This is a genomic window from Escherichia sp. MOD1-EC6300, from assembly GCF_002965045.1.
In the GTDB taxonomy this organism is placed as follows: domain Bacteria; phylum Pseudomonadota; class Gammaproteobacteria; order Enterobacterales; family Enterobacteriaceae; genus Escherichia; species Escherichia coli_F.
Map to the genome: position 1 here is coordinate 1 of NZ_PTRH01000031.1, position 13,917 is coordinate 13,917.

21 protein-coding genes are annotated in these 13,917 nt (G+C 49.1%); 6 read left to right on the forward strand and 15 right to left on the reverse strand.

The genetic code is table 11. The annotated features are described in order from the left end of the window. Positions 1-403 precede the first annotated feature (403 nt). Positions 404-958, forward strand: coding sequence for a gamma carbonic anhydrase family protein (locus BGE37_RS24175; protein WP_001286209.1), 555 nt, complete (start codon positions 404-406; stop codon positions 956-958). Here BGE37_RS24175 and BGE37_RS24180 read toward each other — a convergent pair. From BGE37_RS24180 to dprA, 6 genes are read right to left on the reverse strand one after another with little or no spacing between them, the layout of a single operon-like run. After that, on the reverse strand, positions 934-1,191 hold the full coding sequence (locus tag BGE37_RS24180; RefSeq protein ID WP_001070585.1) for a DUF1488 domain-containing protein: 258 nt from the start codon (positions 1,189-1,191) through the stop codon (positions 934-936). The two genes, BGE37_RS24175 and BGE37_RS24180, sit on opposite strands and share 25 nt — an antisense overlap. Then, positions 1,188-2,006 carry a shikimate dehydrogenase gene (gene aroE / locus BGE37_RS24185; protein WP_032185247.1) on the reverse strand — a complete coding sequence of 273 codons (819 nt, stop codon included), beginning with the start codon at positions 2,004-2,006 and terminating at the stop codon, positions 1,188-1,190. The genes BGE37_RS24180 and aroE overlap by 4 nt, the downstream gene beginning before the upstream one ends. Before the next feature lie 4 nt (positions 2,007-2,010). After that, positions 2,011-2,583 carry an L-threonylcarbamoyladenylate synthase type 1 TsaC gene (tsaC, locus tag BGE37_RS24190; RefSeq protein WP_032185248.1) on the reverse strand — a complete coding sequence of 191 codons (573 nt, stop codon included), beginning with the start codon at positions 2,581-2,583 and terminating at the stop codon, positions 2,011-2,013. Positions 2,584-2,587: 4 nt separating this feature from the next. Continuing rightward, positions 2,588-3,130 carry a DNA topoisomerase family protein gene (locus tag BGE37_RS24195; protein WP_032185250.1) on the reverse strand — a complete coding sequence of 181 codons (543 nt, stop codon included), beginning with the start codon at positions 3,128-3,130 and terminating at the stop codon, positions 2,588-2,590. Between the two features lie 28 nt (positions 3,131-3,158). Then, complete coding sequence (smg, locus tag BGE37_RS24200) at positions 3,159-3,632, reverse strand: DUF494 family protein Smg (protein WP_000460672.1); 474 nt, start codon at positions 3,630-3,632, stop codon at positions 3,159-3,161. Then, positions 3,604-4,728: a DNA-protecting protein DprA gene (dprA, locus tag BGE37_RS24205; RefSeq protein WP_000228564.1), complete on the reverse strand. Its 1,125-nt coding sequence runs from the start codon at positions 4,726-4,728 to the stop codon at positions 3,604-3,606. Before dprA ends, smg begins: the two co-directional genes overlap by 29 nt. 129 nt (positions 4,729-4,857) lie before the next feature. On the opposite strand from dprA, the gene def reads away from it, so the two are divergent. From def to mscL, 5 genes are all read left to right on the forward strand, one after another. Further along, entirely contained in the window at positions 4,858-5,367 is a 510-nt protein-coding gene (gene def, locus BGE37_RS24210) for a peptide deformylase (RefSeq protein ID WP_000114984.1), read from the forward strand. A 14-nt stretch (positions 5,368-5,381) separates the two neighbouring features. Further along, complete coding sequence (gene fmt / locus BGE37_RS24215) at positions 5,382-6,329, forward strand: methionyl-tRNA formyltransferase (RefSeq protein ID WP_105288532.1); 948 nt, start codon at positions 5,382-5,384, stop codon at positions 6,327-6,329. A 45-nt stretch (positions 6,330-6,374) separates the two neighbouring features. Continuing rightward, positions 6,375-7,664, forward strand: coding sequence for a 16S rRNA (cytosine(967)-C(5))-methyltransferase RsmB (rsmB, locus tag BGE37_RS24220; protein ID WP_103254004.1), 1,290 nt, complete (start codon positions 6,375-6,377; stop codon positions 7,662-7,664). A 21-nt stretch (positions 7,665-7,685) separates the two neighbouring features. Continuing rightward, the gene (trkA, locus tag BGE37_RS24225) at positions 7,686-9,062 is read left to right on the forward strand and encodes a Trk system potassium transporter TrkA (RefSeq protein WP_000691382.1); all 1,377 of its coding nucleotides are present in this window, start codon (positions 7,686-7,688) and stop codon (positions 9,060-9,062) included. Positions 9,063-9,191: 129 nt separating this feature from the next. Continuing rightward, positions 9,192-9,602, forward strand: coding sequence for a large-conductance mechanosensitive channel protein MscL (gene mscL / locus BGE37_RS24230; RefSeq protein WP_000022442.1), 411 nt, complete (start codon positions 9,192-9,194; stop codon positions 9,600-9,602). Here mscL and arfA read toward each other — a convergent pair. The 9 genes from arfA to rpmJ form a co-directional block, all read right to left on the reverse strand. Continuing rightward, positions 9,599-9,817 carry an alternative ribosome-rescue factor ArfA gene (gene arfA, locus BGE37_RS24235; protein WP_000092697.1) on the reverse strand — a complete coding sequence of 73 codons (219 nt, stop codon included), beginning with the start codon at positions 9,815-9,817 and terminating at the stop codon, positions 9,599-9,601. The two genes, mscL and arfA, sit on opposite strands and share 4 nt — an antisense overlap. 55 nt (positions 9,818-9,872) lie before the next feature. Beyond that, entirely contained in the window at positions 9,873-10,298 is a 426-nt protein-coding gene (gene zntR / locus BGE37_RS24240; protein ID WP_000285607.1) for a Zn(2+)-responsive transcriptional regulator, read from the reverse strand. A gap of 10 nt (positions 10,299-10,308) precedes the next feature. After that, entirely contained in the window at positions 10,309-10,677 is a 369-nt protein-coding gene (locus BGE37_RS24245) for a DnaJ family domain-containing protein (RefSeq protein ID WP_088542416.1), read from the reverse strand. Positions 10,678-10,783: 106 nt separating this feature from the next. Beyond that, positions 10,784-11,167: a 50S ribosomal protein L17 gene (gene rplQ / locus BGE37_RS24250; RefSeq protein ID WP_001216368.1), complete on the reverse strand. Its 384-nt coding sequence runs from the start codon at positions 11,165-11,167 to the stop codon at positions 10,784-10,786. A gap of 40 nt (positions 11,168-11,207) precedes the next feature. Further along, positions 11,208-12,197, reverse strand: coding sequence for a DNA-directed RNA polymerase subunit alpha (locus BGE37_RS24255; RefSeq protein ID WP_001162094.1), 990 nt, complete (start codon positions 12,195-12,197; stop codon positions 11,208-11,210). Positions 12,198-12,222: 25 nt separating this feature from the next. Then, on the reverse strand, positions 12,223-12,843 hold the full coding sequence (rpsD, locus tag BGE37_RS24260; RefSeq protein WP_000135224.1) for a 30S ribosomal protein S4: 621 nt from the start codon (positions 12,841-12,843) through the stop codon (positions 12,223-12,225). 33 nt (positions 12,844-12,876) lie between these two features. Further along, positions 12,877-13,266 carry a 30S ribosomal protein S11 gene (gene rpsK / locus BGE37_RS24265; RefSeq protein WP_001029684.1) on the reverse strand — a complete coding sequence of 130 codons (390 nt, stop codon included), beginning with the start codon at positions 13,264-13,266 and terminating at the stop codon, positions 12,877-12,879. A gap of 16 nt (positions 13,267-13,282) precedes the next feature. Continuing rightward, positions 13,283-13,639 carry a 30S ribosomal protein S13 gene (gene rpsM / locus BGE37_RS24270; protein WP_000090775.1) on the reverse strand — a complete coding sequence of 119 codons (357 nt, stop codon included), beginning with the start codon at positions 13,637-13,639 and terminating at the stop codon, positions 13,283-13,285. Between the two features lie 146 nt (positions 13,640-13,785). Further along, positions 13,786-13,902: a 50S ribosomal protein L36 gene (rpmJ, locus tag BGE37_RS24275; protein ID WP_000868187.1), complete on the reverse strand. Its 117-nt coding sequence runs from the start codon at positions 13,900-13,902 to the stop codon at positions 13,786-13,788. Positions 13,903-13,917 lie beyond the last annotated feature (15 nt).

Genomic DNA, 13,917 nt, shown 5'->3' on the forward strand with positions numbered 1-13,917 from the left:
TTTTTCGTCTTGCGACGTTAAGAATCCGTATCTTCGAGTGCCCACACAGATTGTCTGATAAATTGTTAAAGAGCAGTTGCGACGCGGCTTTCAGCTCACTGTCGCGAGGTGGCGTATATTACGCTTTCCTCTTTCAGAGTCAACCCTGAATTTCAGGATTTTTTCTCTTTGTTGTTACGACCATCTTGTGAAGTGTTTCACGTTGTCGTCTCAACGGAGGCGCATTATAGGGATCCCAATTTTTTGCACAAGTACTTTTTTGATCTTTTTTTCTGTTTGTTGTTTTTTCACCCTTTTTGCTGCATTCGCACACAAAACGGTGCTTTTTTGCATACTAAAAGACTTGCACAAGGCCAATAATGCACCCAAAGTCATTAGTAAATCATTTATTGTTGAGGTAAGTATGTCTGATGTTTTACGCCCATACCGCGATCTTTTTCCACAAATCGGTCAGCGCGTAATGATCGACGATAGTAGTGTAGTGATCGGTGACGTTCGTTTGGCTGATGATGTGGGGATCTGGCCACTCGTTGTGATTCGTGGTGATGTACATTATGTACAGATTGGAGCACGCACCAATATCCAGGATGGCAGTATGTTGCATGTCACCCATAAGTCCTCATACAACCCAGATGGCAACCCATTAACCATTGGCGAAGATGTCACTGTTGGTCATAAGGTGATGCTCCACGGCTGTACCATTGGCAATCGAGTGTTGGTTGGGATGGCATCAATTTTACTTGATGGTGCAATAGTAGAAGATGATGTGATGATTGGTGCGGGTAGCCTGGTCCCACAAAATAAACGGCTGGAGAGCGGATATCTGTATCTCGGTAGCCCCGTCAAACAGATCCGCCCGTTAAGTGATGAAGAGAAGGCCGGGTTACGCTATTCCGCGAATAACTACGTGAAATGGAAGGACGAGTATCTGGATCAGGGTAACCAAACCCAACCTTGATCATCTTCGCTTTGATCCTGAATCAAGCTTTCTGCTTCTTCTTCCAGGTCCCAGCGATGCTGACGAAAACTCGCTAACCACTGTTCTGGCGTATCTCCTGCAAAGCGGTTCGCCAGACTCTCTCCAGTAATAGCGCAAGTGAGCTGCATACCATTTACAAGAGCGGGAAAACAAACGCATTTTTTACTCTCGTTCCACTCTTCCCTGTCCGGAAACTGGATGGCCTGATTCACGCGGACAACTCCTCCTGCAATTGCTTTATAACTGGTTCTATGTCAGGCAGAACACCGTGCCAGAGAAGAAAGGCATGAGCCGCCTGTGCCACCAGCATCCCCAATCCATCCGCATTACGCTTTGAACCTCGCAGCTCACACCATGCCAGAAAAGGTGTTTTTCCTTTCTGATAGAACATGTCATAGCAACACATGCCTGAATGAATGAGCGATGCCGGGATCGCGGGAATATCACCACTGATGCCACTGGATGTTGCATTAATAATGAGCTCGAACTCATGCCCCTCCAGTTCGTCCATACCCAACGCCTGAATACTGCCCGTGTGCGCAAACAATTTAGCCAACTCTTCCGCGCGGGATACCGTCCGATTAGTGATTGTCACCGCGCAGTCCAGAGAAAGGAGTGGAAGTAATACACCACGAGACGCCCCACCAGCGCCGATGAGTAGAATACGTAAACCAGGGCGGATAAAAGACAGACGTTCCAGATCGCTTAACAAGCCTACGCCATCGGTATTGTCACCCAGCAGGCGTCCATCTTCTAACCGCTTGAGGGTATTAACAGCACCAGCCAACGCTGCCCGTTCAGTAAGTTCATCAGCTCTGGCAAAGGCCTCTTCTTTAAAAGGCACCGTCACATTCGCTCCTTTACCACCAGCACTAAAGAAAGCGTTCAGTGTGTTAATGAAATCATTGATAGGTGCCAGCACGCGCCCATAGGGATGTTCAATATTCAATTGCTGAGCAAATTGCTGATGAATGAATGGCGATTTGCTGTGGGCTATTGGATTACCAAAAACAGCATAGTTTTCCATTATGTTACCCCTGTCGAAACAGTTCACCCGTCAGGGCATCGCGGATTTCTGAAGGATTTAAACGCCCTCCCGTTTCACCAGGCACAACCGGGAACGCTGCGCCAAATTGTGCGCGAACTTCGTCTACTGTTCGACAAGGCGGCAATCCACTCAAGTTGGCACTGGTAGAAACCAGCGGTTTACCATAAGCCTGGCACAAAGCAACCACCAACGGATGGTCAGTGACTCGTACAGCAAGCGAATCAAAGCGGCCCGTCAACCAGCGCGGTGTTGTCGCAGGCGTGGGAAAGACAAAGGTGACGGGACCTGGCCAGCGAGAAAAAATGGTTTCACGCTGCGCGTCAGTCAGCATGCAGTCATCAATATAGGGTTTAAGCTGCTCGTAATTTGCCGCGATTAAAATCAGCCCCTTATCAACCGGACGCTGTTTTAGTTCCAACAGTCTCATCACTGCTGTTTCGCTATCAGGATCGCACCCGACACCGAAAACGGCTTCCGTGGGATAGGCGATGACACGTTCTTCATTGAGGACATCTATCGCAGCTGCGATAGCGTCTCCTTGCAGGTTATTATTCACGTTATTATTCCGCCGAAACCGGCTTTCCACATTGTTTACTGGCACAAAAGTGTTTTACACCCTGCGCGGTTTTCTTTTCGATGAGTAGCGGATAATGACACTCAGGGCATTCTCCGGCTATAGGTTTGAAGTTAATGGCAAATTGACACTCCGGGTAGCGATCACAGGAATGAAATGTTTTGCCATAACGGGAGCGGCGCTGGACCAGATGGCCCGTCCGACATTGAGGACAGGTAATTGCTGTTTCGTCCGGTTTATCGATAAGTTCGGTATGATCGCATTCAGGATAGTTACTGCAACCAACAAACATACCAAAGCGCCCCTGGCGTAAGACCAGATTTGCGCCGCATGCAGGGCAAATCTGCCCCTCCAGAACTTTGACGATATGTCCATCCGCTGAAGATTTCAGAGGACGGACGTAGTCACACGCCGGATACTGTGAGCATCCAAGAAACGGACCGTGTTTCCCGGATCGAATAACCAGTTCAGCCCCGCACTTTGGGCAGGACTCATTATTACGCACCGTGAACAGTGCTGATTTCGCCATAACAACTTATGCTGAATTAAAGAAATGATTAATGCAGCATACCTTCATTCACTTCAAAGAGTAATTCTTCCATTTGCTGGTACGCATTTTCGCAGCCCGGAATATTGAACAACACCATCAGGATTACCCATTTCAGGTCTTCCAGGTCGAACTCAGCGGTATCCAGCGCGAGCACTCGCTCTATCACCATTTCACGGGTTTCAAGGTTAAGCACCTGAATTTGCTCAAGGAAAAGCAGAAAACCACGACAGCTGGCATCCAGTCTTTCACACTCTTCAGGGGTATAAATACGCATGGAGAGTGGATCAGAGGCCAGTTGCATCGGTTCTGCCAGTCCTTCCTGATAATCCGCAAGCTTTTCCAGCCAAAGCAGGGCATTGTAGATATCTTCTCGATCAAATCCTGCGTCGGTAAGATCCTGTTCAAGTTTGTCTTGATCCACACGCAACTCAGCTTCTGTGTGAATATAGGTTTCAAACAAATACATTAGTACGTCGAACATGGCATGCCCTCCTCAATCGGACATAGCCGCCGGGTACAGCTGCGATCCATCCTGCTAACTCCAGTTCGAGTAGTTGAGTAACTACCTCTGGCACAGGTTGGCCGGCACGTTCAGCGACGACGTCAACAGGTGTTACCTCATCTCCTACGTTAGCCAGGAGCTCAGGAAATGGCAATGCCACGTCTTCCTGATCTGGTGAATAAAATGAATTTTCAGGCGCGTCTGGCAACCAGTGCAATCCAAATTGCAAGTTTTCCAGAATTTCTTCCGGTTCCGTCACAAGAATCGCACCTTGTTTTATTAACCAGTGAGGCCCTTCGCTTCCCGGATTCCCTATTGGACCTGGCAAGGCAAAAACTTCTCGCCCCTGTTCAAGCGCACAACGCGCTGTCACCAGCGAACCACTGCGCAAAGCAGCTTCCACCACAAGTACACCTTTACTTAGACCACTGATAATGCGATTTCTTCGCGGGAAATTGTAAGCAAGAGGTGGAACATCGAGGGGAAATTCCGAGACGAGAGCTCCGCCATGTTCAAGCAGACTGGTAGCCAGCCGGGCATGGCGGCGGGGATGAATGGTATTAAGTCCATTCCCCAATACAGCAATGCTGACGCCATTCACCTGCAAGGCCGCTTTATGCGCCACACCATCGATTCCTCGCGCCAGTCCACTCGTAATTGTCACTCCACGCGTCGCCAGAGTTTCGCAAAATAATCGTCCCCAGCGTTCGCCATACCATGAATGCGCCCGACTCCCCACTACAGCAAGCTGAAATGAATGCAATGCGCGTAGTTCTCCAGCAACAAACAGCGCACCGGGGTAATCTGCTGTCGCCAGAAGTTGGGAAGGATAAAATTCACTATCCGCTGAGATTAAATGATGGTTTGGTTGATTCAACCAACAAAGTGAGCTCTCAATACTCTTTGGCGGAAATGAAAGAAAGCGTTGTGCCTGCCGCAATGTAAGCCCTGTTTGCTGCAATACAACCGCATCAATATGCGACTGTTTTGCCAGCCAGTGAGCTATACGGACCATATCATCGCCGTACAAGCTGCTGACGCTCATTAAACGCAGCCAAATTTCTGTATCGACCATCCTTATCTCCCTGCCATAAGCAGTCTTAGCAATCTTTGCGATTGGTCAGTGATGCTGTCAATCAGAGGGGGATTTGTCTAGAATAGAAGAAATAATCTTTCTAACTCCTGAACACATCTCTGGAGATTTATGTCAGTTTTGCAAGTGTTACATATTCCGGACGAGCGGCTTCGCAAAGTTGCTAAACCGGTAGAAGAAGTGAATGCAGAAATTCAGCGTATCGTCGATGATATGTTCGAGACGATGTACGCAGAAGAAGGTATTGGCCTGGCGGCAACCCAGGTTGATATCCATCAACGTATCATTGTTATTGATGTTTCGGAAAACCGTGACGAACGGCTGGTGTTAATCAATCCGGAGCTTTTAGAAAAAAGCGGCGAAACAGGCATTGAAGAAGGTTGCCTGTCGATCCCTGAACAACGTGCTTTAGTGCCACGCGCAGAGAAAGTTAAAATTCGCGCCCTGGACCGCGACGGTAAACCATTTGAACTGGAAGCAGACGGTCTGTTAGCCATCTGTATTCAGCATGAGATGGATCACCTGGTCGGCAAACTGTTTATGGATTATCTGTCACCGCTGAAACAACAACGTATTCGTCAGAAAGTTGAAAAACTGGATCGTCTGAAAGCCCGGGCTTAAGGATAAGAATTAACGTGTCAGAATCACTACGTATTATTTTTGCGGGTACACCTGACTTTGCAGCGCGTCATCTCGACGCGCTGTTGTCTTCTGGTCATAACGTCGTTGGCGTGTTCACCCAGCCAGACCGACCGGCAGGACGCGGTAAAAAACTGATGCCCAGCCCGGTTAAAGTTCTGGCTGAGGAAAAAGGTCTGCCCGTTTTTCAACCTGTTTCCCTGCGTCCACAAGAAAACCAGCAACTGGTCGCCGACCTGCAGGCTGATGTTATGGTCGTCGTCGCCTATGGTTTAATTCTGCCGAAAGCTGTGCTGGAGATGCCGCGTCTTGGCTGTATCAACGTTCATGGTTCACTGCTGCCACGCTGGCGCGGTGCTGCACCAATCCAACGCTCACTATGGGCGGGTGATGCAGAAACTGGTGTGACCATTATGCAAATGGATGTTGGTTTAGACACCGGTGACATGCTCTATAAGCTCTCCTGCCCGATTACTGCAGAAGATACCAGTGGTACGCTGTACGACAAGCTGGCAGAGCTTGGCCCACAAGGGCTTATCACCACATTGAAACAACTGGCAGACGGCACGGCGAAACCAGAAGTTCAGGACGAAACTCTTGTCACTTACGCCGAAAAGTTGAGTAAAGAAGAAGCGCGTATTGACTGGTCGCTTTCGGCAGCGCAGCTTGAACGCTGCATTCGCGCTTTTAATCCGTGGCCGATGAGCTGGCTGGAAATTGAAGGACAGCCGGTTAAAGTCTGGAAAGCATCGGTCATTAATACGGCAACCAACGCTGCCCCAGGAACGATCCTTGAAGCCAACAAACAAGGCATTCAGGTTGCGACGGGTGATGGCATCCTGAACCTGCTCTCGTTACAACCTGCGGGTAAGAAAGCAATGAGCGCGCAAGACCTCCTGAATTCTCGTCGGGAATGGTTTGTTCCGGGCAACCGTCTGGTCTGATAGTCCACTCTTCTAAGCCCGGTCTTGCCGGGCATTTTTATACTTATGAAAAAACAACGTAATTTACGTAGCATGGCGGCACAGGCCGTTGAACAAGTCGTCGAGCAAGGGCAATCATTAAGCAACATTCTGCCACCGCTCCAGCAAAAAGTTTCCGATAAAGACAAAGCACTTCTTCAAGAATTGTGCTTTGGCGTACTGCGTACGCTTTCACAGTTAGACTGGCTGATTAATAAGTTAATGGCCCGTCCGATGACCGGCAAACAGCGCACTGTGCATTACCTGATTATGGTTGGTTTGTATCAACTGCTTTATACCCGCATTCCACCTCATGCTGCGCTGGCTGAAACGGTTGAAGGTGCTGTCGCAATTAAGCGTCCGCAACTTAAAGGGTTGATTAACGGCGTATTACGCCAGTTCCAGCGTCAGCAAGAAGAGTTATTAGCCGAGTTTAATGCCAGTGATGCACGTTATCTGCATCCTTCCTGGTTGCTGAAGCGTCTGCAAAAAGCGTATCCAGAGCAATGGCAATCCATCATTGAAGCCAATAACCAGCGTCCGCCAATGTGGCTGCGCGTTAATCGTACGCATCATTCCCGCGACAGCTGGCTTGCATTGCTGGATGAAGCAGGAATGAAAGGTTTCCCGCATGCGGATTACCCTGATGCTGTACGGCTGGAAACACCTGCACCTGTTCATGTGCTACCAGGTTTTGAAGAAGGATGGGTTACCGTTCAGGATGCATCAGCACAAGGTTGCATGGCCTGGCTTGCGCCACAAAACGGTGAACACATTCTGGATCTTTGCGCTGCCCCCGGCGGTAAAACAACGCATATCCTTGAGGTGGCACCAGAAGCGCAGGTTGTTGCGGTTGATATTGACGAACAGCGCCTCTCTCGCGTTTACGACAATTTAAAACGCCTTGGTATGAAGGCGACCGTGAAACAAGGTGATGGCCGCTACCCTTCCCAATGGTGTGGCGAGCAACAGTTTGATCGCATTTTATTAGATGCGCCTTGTTCAGCAACCGGTGTGATTCGTCGCCATCCGGATATTAAATGGTTACGCCGCGATCGCGATATCCCTGAACTCGCGCAGTTGCAGTCTGAAATTCTCGACGCCATCTGGCCGCATTTAAAATCCGGTGGAACCCTGGTCTATGCCACCTGTTCAGTGTTACCGGAAGAGAATAGCCAACAAATTAAAGCCTTTCTGCAACGCACAGAAGATGCAATGCTTTGCGAAACCGGAACACCAGAACAACCAGGTAAGCAAAATCTGCCTGGTGCCGAAGAGGGCGACGGCTTCTTTTACGCTAAGCTAATCAAAAAGTGATGAGATAACGGGTCGCGACTGATGAAAATTATCATTCTGGGTGCCGGCCAGGTTGGCGGCACACTGGCGGAAAACCTGGTTGGCGAGAACAACGATATTACTGTTGTCGATACCAACGGTGAGCGTCTGCGGACCTTGCAGGATAAATTTGACCTGCGAGTCGTGCAGGGGCATGGCTCTCATCCACGCGTATTGCGGGAGGCAGGTGCCGACGACGCCGATATGCTGGTTGCTGTAACCAGTTCAGATGAAACCAATATGGTTGCCTGCCAGGTAGCCTACTCACTTTTCAACACCCCTAATCGCATCGCTCGTATCCGCTCACCAGACTACGTGCGCGATGCCGATAAGCTATTTCATTCAGATGCTGTACCGATTGATCATCTGATCGCACCAGAGCAGCTGGTTATCGATAATATTTACCGACTGATTGAGTATCCCGGCGCGCTGCAGGTGGTGAACTTCGCTGAGGGTAAAGTCAGCCTGGCTGTGGTTAAAGCCTATTATGGCGGCCCACTGATTGGTAATGCACTTTCGACCATGCGCGAACATATGCCGCATATCGATACTCGTGTGGCAGCCATTTTCCGCCACGATCGCCCTATTCGTCCGCAAGGTTCGACCATTGTTGAAGCTGGTGATGAAGTGTTCTTTATTGCCGCTTCACAGCATATCCGCGCGGTGATGAGTGAATTGCAACGTCTGGAAAAACCGTATAAGCGGATCATGCTGGTTGGCGGCGGTAATATCGGTGCAGGGCTGGCGCGTCGTCTGGAAAAAGATTACAGCGTTAAACTCATCGAACGTAATCAGCAGCGCGCTGCCGAACTGGCGGAAAAGTTGCAGAATACGATCGTCTTTTTTGGTGATGCGTCGGATCAAGAACTGCTAGCCGAAGAACATATCGATCAAGTTGATCTGTTTATTGCCGTCACCAACGATGACGAAGCCAATATCATGTCCGCCATGCTTGCCAAACGTATGGGTGCGAAAAAGGTGATGGTATTGATCCAGCGTCGCGCTTATGTGGATCTGGTTCAGGGGAGCGTGATCGATATTGCGATTTCACCACAACAAGCAACTATTTCTGCGTTGCTTAGTCACGTGCGAAAAGCCGATATTGTTGGTGTTTCCTCATTGCGCCGCGGTGTTGCAGAAGCTATTGAAGCTGTTGCTCACGGTGATGAAAGCACCTCACGCGTTGTGGGCAGAGTCATTGATGAAATCAAGCTACCACCAGGAACGATTATTGGTGCTGTAGTACGCGGCAATGATGTGATGATTGCCAATGACAATCTGCGTATTGAGCAAGGCGATCATGTAATTATGTTCCTGACGGACAAAAAGTTTATTACCGACGTCGAACGTCTCTTCCAGCCAAGTCCTTTCTTCTTGTAATTAATAAGGCGTCTTCTGGCGCCTTATTATTTCCCTTTTCTTTTCAAGGATTAATTAAATTCATTCCCGGCAGGAAAATAGCTTAACATTTGTTAGACTTATGATTGTCGGCTTTATAGGGAGAATAACATGAGCATTATTAAAGAATTTCGCGAATTTGCAATGCGCGGAAATGTGGTGGATTTGGCAGTGGGTGTCATTATCGGTGCGGCCTTCGGTAAGATTGTCTCTTCACTGGTTGCCGATATCATCATGCCGCCGCTGGGTTTATTAATTGGTGGGATCGACTTTAAACAGTTTGCTGTCACGCTACGCGATGCGCAAGGGGATATCCCAGCAGTCGTTATGCATTACGGTGTCTTCATTCAAAACGTCTTTGATTTTCTGATTGTGGCCTTTGCCATCTTTATGGCGATTAAGCTAATCAATAAACTGAATCGGAAAAAAGAAGAACCAGCAGCTGCACCTGCACCAACTAAAGAAGAAGTATTACTGACCGAGATCCGTGATTTGCTGAAAGAGCAGAATAACCGCTCTTAAAAAGCCCCTGAAAGCAGAAGGCCAGTGGTAAAAAAGTGATTTACTTTCTTGCCACTGGCCTCCCAGTTTCCCCGATTGCCATGTTTTCCTTTTCGCATGTAACTACCTTTCCCCTTCTTATTTTTCTCTACACGCTGTCGGAATAAAGGATCATGTAGTAATGCTTCTATCGCATTATCCTTTATCTGCCCTTTAGTATGCTGATATCGGCTCATAAAAACTCCAATTGGTTATTTAACGGCGCGAGTGTAATCCTGCCAGTGTAAAAAATCAACAGCCACTCTTAACGCCACTCGCCCCTTGTTCAAGAGCTTCAAGAATCGAGCAATAAACACTGCTATGGGCGGTCCCACAACAGGCATCGTTAAGGCGTTGGAGGGAACGCTGCATACTCTGCAACTCGGCTATCCGTGCTTCGACTTCCTGCAATCTTTCCTGCACAATGCCTTTTGACTCCTGACAGGTATGGTGTTCAGGATCGATACGGATCGACAGCAACTCGCGGATCGACTCCAGACTGAAACCAAGTTGTCTGGCATGGCGGATAAATTTCAATCGCTGGAGATCGCTTTCAGTATACAGGCGAAACCCACCTTCGGTGCGTACTTCATGCTCCATCATCTGCTGCTTTTCGTAATAACGAATCGTGTCGGGTGTTACTTCCGCCATTTTTGCCAGCTCACCAATGCGATACATACATACTCCACTAGTTATCGTTGATTTTGTCCAACAACTTGTCAGCATAATCGCCGCGTAAAAAATCGGTACTCAATCCAGCTTGTCGCAGCTTCAATTCCAGTAATGACAATCGACGACTAACCTCTTGATATTGCGGATCATCATGACGGATACCTTTGAGGATATCCAGAAGCTGTATTGCTTCCCTCCGTTGCTCAAGTTCTGGCGGTAAGCAACCGGCATTCTTCAGCAAGCGATACCCCGCACGTAATTCTGGTGGCACGTGGGAATCATCATCCAGGATTAATGGTTCGCCGCTACCAGGTAGGTTATCAAACTCACCTTTCGCTTGCGCTTCTGCTATATGGCGCTCTGCCCACTGGTCAAGTAACCACATAAATACTCCAGGGGATGAACAAAAAGAGTACAGCTATTGTAGATAAGTGGGGATACTACGGGTATAAAAAAACCCGCCGGGGCGGGTTTTTTTACGTTGCTTCAGATTACTCTGCAGCAGCTTCTGCTTTCTCTGAACGATCAACCAGCTCGATGTAAGCCATCGGCGCGTTGTCGCCTGCACGGAAGCCACACTTCAGAATACGAGTGTAACCACCGGCACGGCTCGCGAAACGCGGGCCCAGTTCGTTAAACAGTTTTGCCACGATCTCGTTATCACGAGTACGGGCGAATGCCAGACGACGATTAGCAACGCTATCAGTCTTGGCAAGAGTAATCAGCGGCTCAACTACGCGGCGCAGCTCTTTCGCTTTAGGCAGAGTCGTCTTGATGATTTCATGACGAACCAGTGAACCTGCCATATTGCGGAACATAGCCTGGCGATGGCTGCTGTTGCGGTTCAGTTGACGACCACTCTTACGATGGCGCATGACCTTATCCTTCTCAGTAAAACCTTAACCTGTGATCCGGTTACTCGTCAGCGATGCTTGCCGGTGGCCAGTTTTCCAGGCGCATGCCCAGAGACAGTCCACGGGAAGCCAGCACGTCTTTAATCTCAGTAAGAGATTTTTTACCAAGGTTAGGCGTTTTAAGGAGCTCAACCTCGGTACGCTGTACCAGATCACCGATATAGTGGATAGCTTCTGCTTTAAGGCAGTTAGCAGAGCGGACAGTCAATTCCAGATCGTCAACAGGGCGCAGCAGGATCGGATCGAACTCTGGTTTCTCTTCTTTCACTTCAGGCTGACGTACATCACGTAAGTCAACGAAAGCTTCCAGTTGTTCAGCCAGAATGGTTGCCGCACGACGAATCGCCTCTTCAGGATCGATTGTGCCGTTGGTTTCCATTTCGATGACCAGCTTGTCCAGGTCGGTACGCTGTTCTACACGCGCTGCTTCAACATTGTAGGCAATACGCTCCACAGGGCTGTAGCATGCGTCGACCAGCAGACGGCCGATTGGGCGCTCATCTTCTTCCGAATGAATTCGGGTAGAAGCCGGCACATAACCACGACCGCGCTGAACTTTGATACGCATGCTAATAGACGCGTTCTCATCGGTCAGGTGGCAGATCACGTGCTGCGGCTTGACGATTTCGACATCACCGTCGTGGGTGATATCGGCTGCAGTCACAGGGCCAATGCCAGATTTATTCAAGGTAAGAATAACTTCATCTTTGCCCTGAACTCTCACCGCCAGCCCTTTCAGGTTGAGCAGGATTTCCAGGATATCTTCCTGAACGCCTTCTTTGGTGCTGTACTCATGTAGTACACCATCAATCTCAACCTCGGTCACCGCGCAACCCGGCATCGATGAGAGCAGAATACGGCGCAGTGCGTTACCCAGAGTATGGCCAAAGCCACGCTCTAAAGGCTCAAGGGTCACCTTGGCGTGCGTCGAACTCACTTGCTCGATATCAACCAGGCGCGGTTTTAGAAACTCTGTCACAGAACCCTGCATTGTGTCCTCTCTTTGGTACTAAGCTTTACTTGGAGTAAAGCTCGACGATCAGGTGTTCGTTAATGTCCGCAGACAGATCAGAACGCTCCGGCTTACGCTTAAACGTACCTTCCATCTTGCCAGCATCAACTTCCAGCCAGGTTGGCTTTTCACGCTGCTCAGCCAGCTCCAGAGCGGCTTTCACGCGAGACTGCTTCTTCGCTTTCTCACGAATGCTTACAACGTCATTCGGACTAACCTGATAAGAAGCGATGTTAACAACACGACCGTTTACCATAATTGCTTTATGGCTAACCAGCTGACGTGCTTCTGCACGAGTGGCACCGAAGCCCATACGGTATACAACGTTGTCCAGACGACCTTCCAGCAGAGCCAACAGGTTTTCACCGGTGTTGCCTTTCAGACGTGCTGCTTCTTTGTAGTAGTTACGGAACTGACGCTCCAGCACACCATAGATACGGCGAACTTTTTGCTTTTCACGCAACTGCACACCATAGTCAGACAGACGCGGTTTACGCGCACCGTGCTGGCCAGGAGCTTGTTCAATTTTACACTTGGTATCGATCGCGCGAACGCCAGACTTAAGGAATAAGTCGGTGCCCTCACGACGGCTCAGCTTGAGCTTAGGACCCAAATATCTTGCCATTTTCTTTCTCCAACAAACCTGGAAAACGAGGCGTTATACGCGACGTTTTTTCGGCGGACGACAACCGTTATGAGGGATCGGAGTCACATCAGTAATGTTAGTGATGCGGAAACCTGCGGCGTTCAGAGCACGAATAGTAGATTCGCGGCCTGGACCCGGACCTTTAACCATAACTTCCAGATTCTTGATGCCGTATTCTTTCACGGCGTCAGCGCAACGCTCTGCTGCAACCTGAGCTGCAAACGGAGTGGATTTGCGAGAACCACGGAAACCGGAACCACCGGCTGTTGCCCAACCCAACGCGTTACCCTGACGATCAGTGATAGTCACGATGGTGTTGTTGAAAGAAGCATGGATATGAGCCACGCCGTCAGAGACTTGTTTTCTTACACGTTTACGTGCACGAATTGGTGCCTTTGCCATTATTCAATCACCCCGATTATTTCTTGATCGGTTTGCGCGGACCCTTACGGGTACGTGCGTTGGTCTTGGTACGCTGACCGCGAACCGGGAGACCACGACGATGACGCAAACCGCGATAGCAACCAAGATCCATCAGGCGCTTGATGCTCATGCTGATTTCACGGCGCAGATCACCTTCAACGACAAATTTGGCAACTTCGTCACGCAGCGTGTCGATTTGTCCTTCAGACAGCTCACTGATCTTAACATCTTCAGCGATACCCGCTGCAGCCAGGATGGCTTTAGAACGGGTCTTGCCGACGCCATAAATCGAAGTTAATGCGATTACGGCATGCTTATGATCAGGAATGTTAATGCCTGCTATACGGGCCACTATGCACTCCTACTATTTAATATGTACGTTCCATGCTGAAAAGCCCGTTTTCAGGATACTCAAATGGAAACGCACAGACATACAAAAGATTGGCTGGCTAATCTAGCCAGCTCAACCCAACTTTGCAAGAAAAATATGCGAAAAAATCAGCCTTGGCGCTGTTTATGCTTCGGCTCGGCACTGCAAATCACACGGATGACACCATCACGCTTAACGATTTTGCAGTTACGGCATAATTTCTTGACGGAAGCACGAACTTTCATTTTTACTCTCCGTAA

What these genes read in the sequence shown, in the direction of transcription:
- BGE37_RS24175 (WP_001286209.1), top strand. Translation starts at nt 404, where the DNA reads ATGTCTGATGTTTTACGCCCATACCGCGATCTTTTTCCACAAATCGGT.
- aroE (WP_032185247.1), bottom strand. Translation starts at nt 2,006, where the DNA reads ATGGAAAACTATGCTGTTTTTGGTAATCCAATAGCCCACAGCAAATCG.
- BGE37_RS24195 (WP_032185250.1), bottom strand. Translation starts at nt 3,130, where the DNA reads ATGGCGAAATCAGCACTGTTCACGGTGCGTAATAATGAGTCCTGCCCA.
- smg (WP_000460672.1), bottom strand. Translation starts at nt 3,632, where the DNA reads ATGTTCGACGTACTAATGTATTTGTTTGAAACCTATATTCACACAGAA.
- dprA (WP_000228564.1), bottom strand. Translation starts at nt 4,728, where the DNA reads ATGGTCGATACAGAAATTTGGCTGCGTTTAATGAGCGTCAGCAGCTTG.
- def (WP_000114984.1), top strand. Translation starts at nt 4,858, where the DNA reads ATGTCAGTTTTGCAAGTGTTACATATTCCGGACGAGCGGCTTCGCAAA.
- rsmB (WP_103254004.1), top strand. Translation starts at nt 6,375, where the DNA reads ATGAAAAAACAACGTAATTTACGTAGCATGGCGGCACAGGCCGTTGAA.
- trkA (WP_000691382.1), top strand. Translation starts at nt 7,686, where the DNA reads ATGAAAATTATCATTCTGGGTGCCGGCCAGGTTGGCGGCACACTGGCG.
- mscL (WP_000022442.1), top strand. Translation starts at nt 9,192, where the DNA reads ATGAGCATTATTAAAGAATTTCGCGAATTTGCAATGCGCGGAAATGTG.
- arfA (WP_000092697.1), bottom strand. Translation starts at nt 9,817, where the DNA reads ATGAGCCGATATCAGCATACTAAAGGGCAGATAAAGGATAATGCGATA.
- zntR (WP_000285607.1), bottom strand. Translation starts at nt 10,298, where the DNA reads ATGTATCGCATTGGTGAGCTGGCAAAAATGGCGGAAGTAACACCCGAC.
- BGE37_RS24245 (WP_088542416.1), bottom strand. Translation starts at nt 10,677, where the DNA reads ATGTGGTTACTTGACCAGTGGGCAGAGCGCCATATAGCAGAAGCGCAA.
- rplQ (WP_001216368.1), bottom strand. Translation starts at nt 11,167, where the DNA reads ATGCGCCATCGTAAGAGTGGTCGTCAACTGAACCGCAACAGCAGCCAT.
- BGE37_RS24255 (WP_001162094.1), bottom strand. Translation starts at nt 12,197, where the DNA reads ATGCAGGGTTCTGTGACAGAGTTTCTAAAACCGCGCCTGGTTGATATC.
- rpsD (WP_000135224.1), bottom strand. Translation starts at nt 12,843, where the DNA reads ATGGCAAGATATTTGGGTCCTAAGCTCAAGCTGAGCCGTCGTGAGGGC.
- rpsK (WP_001029684.1), bottom strand. Translation starts at nt 13,266, where the DNA reads ATGGCAAAGGCACCAATTCGTGCACGTAAACGTGTAAGAAAACAAGTC.
- rpmJ (WP_000868187.1), bottom strand. Translation starts at nt 13,902, where the DNA reads ATGAAAGTTCGTGCTTCCGTCAAGAAATTATGCCGTAACTGCAAAATC.